This window comes from Labrys sp. 22185 (assembly GCF_052045555.1).
Lineage (GTDB): Bacteria > Pseudomonadota > Alphaproteobacteria > Rhizobiales > Labraceae > Labrys > Labrys neptuniae.
The window spans coordinates 1-5,000 of sequence record NZ_JBQEPH010000077.1; the positions used below are offsets into that span (position 1 = coordinate 1).

The following is a 5,000-nucleotide window of genomic DNA, read 5'->3' on the forward strand; positions in this document are numbered from 1 at the left end:
TGTCCGTCGTCGAATGATTTGAGACCGTTTGGGCGTGTCAGGAACGGAGGCTCTGGCTCATCTGGGTTTGAGGCTATGCGGCCTGCAGGTGATGCTGCAAGCGTCTTTGTTGGATGGTCTGGCGTTTGATCCTTTCGCGTTCGGTGAGGATGGCCTGCCCCCGGCCGAAGTAGACATCGGCGGGGGTGAGATTGCCGATGCTCTCATGGTAGCGGGCATGGTTGTAATGCTCGATGAAGGCCGCGACCTGCCGTTCGAGATCGCCGGGCAGATAGTAGTTTTCGAGCAGGATACGGTTCTTGAGAGTCTGGTGCCAGCGCTCGATCTTGCCCTGCGTCTGGGGATGGTAGGGCGCACCGCGGATGTGCTGCATGCCCTTGCCGTCGAGCCAGGTGGCGAGGTCGGCCGAGATGTAGGACGAGCCATTGTCGCTCAACAGCCTCGGCCGGTGCGCGACCGTGATCCGGTCGAGCCCCGATGCCGCCAGCGCCAGATCGAGCGTGGCCGTGACGTCGTCAGTGCGCATGGTGGCGCAAAGCTTCCAGGCGACAATGAACCGGGAGAAGTCGTCGAGCACGGTCGACAGATAGTACCAGCCCCAGCCCGTGATCTTCAGATAGGTGAAGTCGGTCTGCCAGAGCTGGTTGGGTGCCGTCGTCTTGTCCTTGAACTCGGACGCCGCCTTGATGACGATATAGGCCGGGCTGGTGATGAGATCATGGGCCTTCAGCAGCCGATACACCGACGCCTCGGAGACGAAGTAGCTCTTCTCGTCGGTGAAGCGTACGGCCAGCTCGCGGGGGCTGAGTTCCGTCTCGCGCAGCGCCAGCTCAACGATCTCGGCCCGGATCGGGTCAGGAATCCGGTTCCAAACACGATCCGGCCGCGAGCGACGATCGGCGAGCGCTTCGATCCCGCCGGTGAGATAGCGATCGTACCAGCGGTAGAACGTGGCGCGGGGAATGCCGAGCTTCTCCAGCGTGCGTCGCGCCGGCAGATGCGAGGCCTCGACCAGGCGGATGATCTCGGCCTTCTCGGATGCGGGATACCTCATGTGTCGTCTTCCCCATCCGCCAGCATGCTTTTTTTGAGCAACCGGTTTTCCAAGGTCAGATCCGCCACGGCCTCCTTCAGGGCCTGCGCTTCACGGCGCAGCTCCTTCACCTCGTCGGAGGTCGCTGCACGCGCCGTGTCACCGGCCAGCCGGCGCTTGCCGGCGTCGAGGAATTCCTTCGACCAGCCGTAATACATCGACGAAGCGATCCCCTCGCGCCGGCAAAGCTCGGCGATGCTCTCCTCGCCGCGTACGCCCTCCAGCACGATGCGGATCTTCTCTTCGGCCGAAAACTGTCGGCGCGTCGCGCGCCGGATATCCTTCACGACCTGCTCTGCCGGCGCTTTCCCCGGCCCCGATTTTTGTCTCATCTGCGCTCCATAATGGCTGCGATGATCCAGAAATCCTCCCTTCCCGAAAACCCCTAAACTGTCTCAAGAGCGCTGACGGCAGACACCGTCTGCTCCATCACAGCGACCAAGGCAGCCAATATACGAGCGAGCCGTTCCAACGCCTCATGGCCAACCATGGCATCATCTGCTCGATGAGCCGGTCGGGCAACGTCTGGGACAATGCCGCGATGGAGAGCTTCTTCTCGTCGCTGAAAACGGAGCGTATCGCCCGTAAAGTCTATAGCACCAGGGACGACGCAAGGGCGGACGTGTTCGACTACATCGAGCGCTTCTACAACCCTCGGCGAAGGCACTCAACGCTGGGCTATCTGAGCCCCATCGAGTTCGAGGAACGAGCTACGCTAGCTTAACCTCGTGTCCGAAAAACCGGAAGCAGCTCAGACTCCCTTAAAGCGATTGCCGATGTGCGCAAGGCGGTTAGCGAAGAGATTAACAAGACGGCGGATACTGCCCGACAACTGGCCACGGCGGTAGCAGGGGCCGTCTTCTTGGGCCTGGGTGTCGTCGCTGCCCGAGTCACCTCGACCGCTCCGCCGGCTATTCTCATTGCTTTGTCGGTGGTGCTCGGAGCCTATGTTGGGGTGATCATCTTCGCCAGCACCCATTTCATGTGGCTCCAGGATCGGTTGCGTTCGGATTGGAAACAGCGCTTCTTCAGCTTCTTGGGAACGGACGACTACAAGAAGTTGGTGACCACTCCGTTGGAAGAAGCCAAGCACGGCTTCATGGTAGTTTCCTGGATCGCGGGCATCATCTCGGCCACCATGGTGTTAGGGGTGATATTATTCGTGACGATAGATTTCACTTCAAAGCCGACGTCTGTCCCACTGCCCGCTCCTGCGACGTCTAACACGCAACCTTCATCTTCAGCCATCCAACCGAGCCCGGGCACTTCGGCGCCATAGCTGTCTGCGAGCGTATCCGGACGAGTACGTCGGACAGCGAACTGACGGTTGTCCATTGCGGTATGGTTTATCGCCTGCCAGCTTAGAACTCTCCAACGACTGCAGAGGGGCGCCAGGGCATCATTCGCGGCGATATGCTCGGAGATACCCCGACTGCAAATATAGGCTGCCATCTCATCCAATGTCGGTCTCTCATCCAATTTTCCGCGCGAACGCACGGCATCAAACGCAAAAACCGCCCCCGTGATCAGACCAGGACGGTAATTGACTTATGATAAAAGTGGTTGCGGGGGCAGGATTTGAACCTGCGGCCTTCAGGTTATGAGCCTGACGAGCTACCGGGCTGCTCCACCCCGCGGCAGGAATTTGTTTGATTGTCATGGTTTGTTGAGATTTTTGCTTTGCAGGCCTGGCAACGACCTACTCTCCCAGGTCTTGAGACATAGTACCATCGGCGCTGAGGAGTTTAACGGCCGAGTTCGGGATGGGATCGGGTTGAGGCTCCTCGCTAGTGCCACCAGGCCGGCGAAGCAAAAATGAAGCAAGATGTCCTTGCGATCCCGAAGGGATCGTCAAGAGCGCCGCCAGCGACATGGTTTCATGTCGCGAGAGGCGCCCCTCTCAGGATATGGCTCAAGGCCATTCGTGAGTATTGATAAATGAGAGCGATCAAGCCGATCAAGCTATTAGTACCGGTAAGCTGCACGGATCGCTCCGCTTCCACACCCGGCCTATCAACGTGGTGGTCTACCACGGCTTTCGAGGGAGAACTCATCTTGAGGTGGGTTTCCCGCTTAGATGCCTTCAGCGGTTATCCCGACCGTACATAGCTACCCTGCACTGCGGCTGGCGCCACAACAGGTCCACCAGAGGTACGTCCATCCCGGTCCTCTCGTACTAAGGACAGATCCTCTCAATTCTCCTACGCCCACGCCAGATAGGGACCAAACTGTCTCACGACGTTTTGAACCCAACTCACGTACCACTTTAATCGGCGAACAGCCGAACCCTTGGGACCTTCTCCAGCCCCAGGATGTGATGAGTCGACATCGAGGTGCCAAACGATTCCGTCGATATGGACTCTTGGGAATCATCAGCCTGTTATCCCCGGCGTACCTTTTATTCGTTGAGCGATGGCCGTTCCACAACGGACCACCGGATCACTATGGCCGACTTTCGTCTCTGCTCGACTTGTCAGTCTCGCAGTCAGGCGGGCTTATGCCATTGCACTCGACGAGCGATTTCCGACCGCTCTGAGCCCACCGTCGCACGCCTCCGTTACTCTTTGGGAGGCGACCGCCCCAGTCAAACTACCCACCATACACTGTCCCGGGCCCGGATGACGGGTCGCGGTTAGACATCCATGATCGTAAGGGTGGTATTTCAAGGGTGGCTCCACCGGGGCTGGCGCCCTGGCTTCATAGCCTACCACCTATCCTACACATGCAAGCACGAATGCCAGTGTAAAGTTATAGTAAAGGTGCACGGGGTCTTTCCGTCTAAGCGCAGGTACCCCGCATCTTCACGGGGAATTCAATTTCACTGAGTCTATGCTGGAGACAGCGGGGAGATCGTTACGCCATTCGTGCAGGTCGGAACTTACCCGACAAGGAATTTCGCTACCTTAGGACCGTTATAGTTACGGCCGCCGTTTACCGGGGCTTCGATTCAAAGCTTGCACCTCTCCTCTTAACCTTCCGGCACCGGGCAGGCGTCAGACCCTATACGTCGCCTTGCGGCTTAGCAGAGCCCTGTGTTTTTGTTAAACAGTCGCCACCCCCTAGTTTGTGCCCCTCGCCCATGGTTGCCCACGAACGAGGCCTCCTTATCCCGAAGTTACGGAGGCAAATTGCCGAGTTCCTTCAGCATAGTTCTCTCAAGCGCCTTGGTATACTCTACCAGTCCACCTGTGTCGGTTTCGGGTACGGTCTGATGTGGGAGCTATTTCCTGGAACCTCGTGATGGCATGCTCAATCCAATAAGAACACACCACGGAAGAGATCCGTCACTACCCACTGGTTGAGGAATATTCACCTCATTCCCATCGACTACGCTTTTCAGCCTCGCCTTAGGGGCCGACTAACCCTGCGCAGATTAGCTTTACGCAGGAACCCTTGGACTTTCGGCGACAGTGTCTCTCACACTGTTTGTCGTTACTCATGCCAGCATTCGCACTTCCAATACCTCCAGAGCTGCTCACGCATACTCCTTCACAGGCCTATGGAACGCTCCGCTACCGCGTGCTTGCGCACACCCACAGCTTCGGCTCGTGGCTTGAGCCCCGTTACATTTTCGGCGCAAAGACCCTTGTTTAGACCAGTGAGCTGTTACGCTTTCTTTAAAGGATGGCTGCTTCTAAGCCAACCTCCTGGTTGTTATGGGATCCTCACATCCTTTACCACTTAGCCACGAATTAGGGGCCTTAGCTGGTGGTCAGGGTTTTTTCCCTCTCGACGACGGACGTTAGCACCCGCCGTCTGTCTGCCGCATAGTGTTTCCAGGTATTCGGAGTTTGGTTAGGTTTGGTAGATCGGTAAGACCCCCTAGCCCATCCAGTGCTCTACCCCCTGGAACATTCGTGCGACGCACTACCTAAATAGTTTTCGCGGAGAACCAGCTATTTCCGAG

At 57.7% G+C, this 5,000-nt stretch carries 2 protein-coding genes, 1 tRNA gene, 2 rRNA genes and 1 pseudogene (1 of these 6 running past the window's edge); 2 read left to right on the plus strand and 4 right to left on the minus strand.

The annotated features are described in order from the left end of the window. Positions 1 to 73: 73 nt before the first annotated feature. A protein-coding gene (locus ACTJKX_RS37260; protein ID WP_440728269.1) for an IS3 family transposase occupies positions 74 to 1,425 on the minus strand; the annotation gives its coding sequence in 2 pieces (ribosomal slippage) (positions 74 to 1,089 and positions 1,089 to 1,425; 1,353 coding nt in all). A gap of 89 nt (positions 1,426 to 1,514) precedes the next feature. On the opposite strand from ACTJKX_RS37260, the pseudogene ACTJKX_RS37265 reads away from it, so the two are divergent. Together ACTJKX_RS37265 and ACTJKX_RS37270 are read left to right on the plus strand one after the other, a co-directional pair. Then, positions 1,515 to 1,817 (plus strand): annotated as a pseudogene (locus ACTJKX_RS37265) (IS3 family transposase); the annotation flags it as partial. Between the two features lie 54 nt (positions 1,818 to 1,871). Beyond that, positions 1,872 to 2,372 carry a hypothetical protein gene (locus ACTJKX_RS37270; protein ID WP_440728409.1) on the plus strand — a complete coding sequence of 167 codons (501 nt, stop codon included), beginning with the start codon at positions 1,872 to 1,874 and terminating at the stop codon, positions 2,370 to 2,372. Positions 2,373 to 2,653: 281 nt separating this feature from the next. On the opposite strand, the gene ACTJKX_RS37275 is transcribed toward ACTJKX_RS37270, so the two are convergent. The 3 genes from ACTJKX_RS37275 to ACTJKX_RS37285 all read right to left on the minus strand — a co-directional run. Then, positions 2,654 to 2,730: transfer RNA gene (locus tag ACTJKX_RS37275), tRNA-Met, on the minus strand. A 49-nt stretch (positions 2,731 to 2,779) separates the two neighbouring features. Further along, positions 2,780 to 2,894: ribosomal RNA gene (gene rrf / locus ACTJKX_RS37280) — 5S ribosomal RNA — on the minus strand. 143 nt (positions 2,895 to 3,037) lie between these two features. After that, positions 3,038 to 5,000, minus strand: a 23S ribosomal RNA gene (locus tag ACTJKX_RS37285) (it continues 848 nt past the right edge of the window).